The 3250-nt window shown below is 61.9% G+C and carries 5 protein-coding genes; 1 reads left to right on the forward strand and 4 read right to left on the reverse strand.

The features are described 5' to 3' along the window. A partial coding sequence (locus tag EN893_RS25535) for a cytochrome b N-terminal domain-containing protein (RefSeq protein ID WP_128361867.1) occupies window positions 1-1166 on the reverse strand: 1166 nt, incomplete at its 3' end. A 16-nt stretch (window positions 1167-1182) separates the two neighbouring features. Continuing rightward, complete coding sequence (gene petA / locus EN893_RS25540; RefSeq protein WP_127270959.1) at window positions 1183-1743, reverse strand: ubiquinol-cytochrome c reductase iron-sulfur subunit; 561 nt, start codon at window positions 1741-1743, stop codon at window positions 1183-1185. A gap of 312 nt (window positions 1744-2055) precedes the next feature. On the opposite strand from petA, the gene EN893_RS25545 reads away from it, so the two are divergent. Then, the gene (locus EN893_RS25545) at window positions 2056-2400 is read left to right on the forward strand and encodes a cupin domain-containing protein (RefSeq protein ID WP_127270961.1); all 345 of its coding nucleotides are present in this window, start codon (window positions 2056-2058) and stop codon (window positions 2398-2400) included. Window positions 2401-2403: 3 nt separating this feature from the next. On the opposite strand, the gene EN893_RS25550 is transcribed toward EN893_RS25545, so the two are convergent. Beyond that, window positions 2404-2715, reverse strand: a complete 312-nt coding sequence (locus EN893_RS25550) for a DUF6665 family protein (RefSeq protein WP_127270963.1) — start codon at window positions 2713-2715, stop codon at window positions 2404-2406. A 1-nt stretch (window position 2716) separates the two neighbouring features. Continuing rightward, the gene (locus EN893_RS25555) at window positions 2717-3196 is read right to left on the reverse strand and encodes a GNAT family N-acetyltransferase (protein ID WP_127270964.1); all 480 of its coding nucleotides are present in this window, start codon (window positions 3194-3196) and stop codon (window positions 2717-2719) included. Window positions 3197-3250 lie beyond the last annotated feature (54 nt).

Raw genomic sequence — 3250 nt, forward strand, 5'->3', positions numbered from 1 at the left:
ATCAGGAAGAAGGCGAAGTAGAACAATGTCGCCATCTGCGCCATGAACACATAGCTGCCTTCGGCCGGCTGCGAGCCCAGCCAGCCAAGCAGGATGGCATCGGCCACGAACAGCCAGAAGAACAGCTTGTACCAGGGCCGGTAAACGGCCGAGCGTACCTTCGAAGTGTCGAGCCACGGCACCAGGAACAACATGACGATGGCGCCGAACATGCACAGCACGCCGCCGAGCTTGGAGTTGATCGGCCCGACATTGAAGGTGATGGCGCGCAGGATCGCGTAGAACGGCAGGAAGTACCATTCGGGCACGATGTGGGCCGGCGTCTTCAGCGGGTTGGCGACGATGTAGTTGTCGGGATGGCCGAGATAGTTCGGCAGGTAGAAGACGAAATAGGCGAAGAAGAACAGGAACACGATCATGCCGAACGCGTCCTTGATGGTCGCGTAGGGGGTGAAGGCGACAGTGTCGGTCTTCGACTTGACCTCGATACCCGTCGGGTTCGACTGGCCCACGACATGCAGCGCCCAGATGTGCAAAACGACGACGCCGGCAATCATGAACGGCAACAGATAGTGCAGCGCAAAGAAGCGGTTCAGCGTCGGGTTGTCGACGGCAAAGCCGCCGAGCAGCAGCTGCTGGATCCAGTCGCCGACCAGCGGAATGGCGCTGAAGAAACCCGTGATGACGGTGGCACCCCAGAAGCTCATCTGGCCCCATGGCAGCACGTAGCCCATGAAGCCGGTCGCCATCATCAGGAGATAGATGATGCAGCCGAGGATCCACAGCAGCTCGCGCGGCGCCTTGTAGGAGCCGTAATATAGGCCACGGAAGATGTGGATGTAGACGGCGACGAAGAAGAACGAGGCGCCGTTCGAATGCATGTAGCGCAGCAGCCAGCCCGAATTCACGTCGCGCATGATCTTCTCGACCGAGCCGAAGGCGAGATTGGTGTCGGCCGTGTAGTGCATGGCCAGCACGATGCCGGTCAGGATCTGCGCCACCAGCATGATCGACAGGATGCCGCCAAACGTCCAAGCGTAGTTGAGGTTGCGCGGCACCGGATAGGCGACGAAGCTGTCATAGACCAGCCGCGGCAGCGGCATGCGGGCGTCAAACCAGCGTCCGAGACCGGTTTTGGGCGTATAGGTCGAGTGTCCCTCGCTCATCGAAATGTCCCCTGCCTCAACCGATAAGGATCTTGGTATCGGAAATGAACTTGAATACCGGCACCGCCATGTTCTCAGGCGCCGGGCCTTGGCGGATGCGTCCGGCCGTGTCGTAGACCGAGCCGTGGCAAGGGCAGAACCAGCCGCCGAAATCGCCTTCCTGGCCGAGCGGAATGCAGCCGAGATGGGTACAGACCTGAACCATCACCATCCAGGCTTCCTTGCCGGGCGTGGTGCGATTGGCGTCGGTCGCCGGTGCATCGGCCGGCAGATTGGCGTTGCGGGCGATCGGGTCCTTGAGATCGGCCAGCTTGACGGCCTCGCCGTCCTTCATTTCCTGTTCGGTGCGGTTGCGGACCACGACCGGCTTGCCGCGCCATTTGACGATCAGCGACATGCCCGGCGTCAGCGAGGCGACGTCGACTTCGACGGAAGCGAGCGCCAGCGTCGAGGCATCGGGGCGCATCTGGTCGATGAACGGCCACGCGAAGGCACCCGCGCCGACCACTGCGGCCATGCCGGTGGCGACGTAGAGAAAATCACGACGGTTGGGATCCTGGGTGTCGGTTGCGCTCACGGGTGCCTGATCCTTTCGCCTTTCCGTGCCGGTGGCTGAGCCTTGTTCCCCGCTCAATTACGCCAACCCGACAGCGCATGGCGAACAGGCTTGCGAATTCCTCCGGCATTTGGACTTCGGTTTATGCGTGAAGCCCGTTTTTGTCCAGACGGGTGAAGGCACAAGGGCAGATTGTCGCGGGGACAAAATCCGCCACCGCTCAACGCGACGCCGGATAGCCGCCAAACATCGCTAAACAACCGGGAAACAACCGCAAATCCGACGCCCCTGTTCGGCTCGACACAAGGCGCCAGCCGGGTCTATCCTTGTATCATGGCACACGTCATAGACCGCGACACCTGGTCTGTTCGCTCCGACCATTGGAAGGGCGAATTGCAATGTGGCGCCTACGGCTCCAACTCCTGCCTGATCTTCAACTATTTGCCTGGCGTCGGCGGCGGCCCCCGCCTGCACACGCATCCCTACGCGGAGATCTTCATCATCCGCCAGGGCACCGGCCTGTTCACTGTCGGCGACCAGGAGATCGAGGCATCCGCCGGCCAGATCCTGATCGTGCCGCCCAACACGCCGCACAAATTCACCAATCTCGGCCCAGGCCCGCTGGAAACGACCGACATCCATGAAAACGGCAGCTTCATCACCGAATGGCTGGAGTGACCCCTATTTCGCGCCGAGCCTGGCCAGCACCGCTCTCGGGATGTTGTATTCACGAATGACGGCATCGTGCTTGCGCAAGCCGCACAGCTCGCGCTGGATGAAATAGCCATGCACCGCCTCGGCGGCATCCTTGAGCAGCCGGGGGCGCAGTTGCTCGTCGGCATTGTCGCGCAGCCTGGCCAGCGTTTCCTCTACCCGCTGGCCGGCGCGGCCGAGTGCTGCCGCCTTTTCCGCCAATATTTCATGGCCGAGCGCGTCGAAGGCGGCTTCGGCGGCCGAGCCGCCGGCAAGATGAGATGGCGGACGCAAGGACATTTCAGTCTCCTTTCGCGAAAACCATGCGGTGAGTGACGAATTCTTCGCCTTCCACGTGCGTAAATCCAAGCCGTGCGTAAAAACCAAAAGCCTCTTGCGGCGCGCGGGTGTTCAGCGCGGCGAAATGGTGACGTGCCCTGTCGATAACGGTTTCGATCAGCATCCGGCCAAGGCCGGCGCGACGGTGACGCGCACTGACGAACAGGTGCCGGACCCGGCCGTGGTCCCTGGCCTCGAAATAGGGATCGATGTTCAACCCGCACACGCCGGCGAGTTCCCTTCCATCCCAGGCTCCGTACAGCGCCTCGCCCCGTTTCAGGAACTTGTTGCGGCCACTTGCCCAGCCATCCGCCAGGCGCACCAGCATCCAGTAGCCTTCCTGCCGGCTCTCTTCCTTCAGCGTGTCGAAAGCCGGCATGGTCGGCCGGAGCCGCTTGAGAACGTAGCCGACCTCTGAGATGGCGCCTGTTGATCCACCCATGGAGCTACTCCGCCGGGCGTGTCTCTTCGAGCACGCTGTCCTCGTGATAGAGAA

The organism is Mesorhizobium sp. M7A.F.Ca.CA.004.04.2.1 (assembly GCF_004022825.1).
In the GTDB taxonomy this organism is placed as follows: Bacteria; Pseudomonadota; Alphaproteobacteria; order Rhizobiales; family Rhizobiaceae; genus Mesorhizobium.

Coding starts and splice junctions, on each gene's coding strand:
- EN893_RS25545 (WP_127270961.1), top strand. CDS start 2,056: ATGGCACACGTCATAGACCGCGACACCTGGTCTGTTCGCTCCGACCAT.
- EN893_RS25550 (WP_127270963.1), bottom strand. CDS start 2,715: ATGTCCTTGCGTCCGCCATCTCATCTTGCCGGCGGCTCGGCCGCCGAA.
- EN893_RS25555 (WP_127270964.1), bottom strand. CDS start 3,196: ATGGGTGGATCAACAGGCGCCATCTCAGAGGTCGGCTACGTTCTCAAG.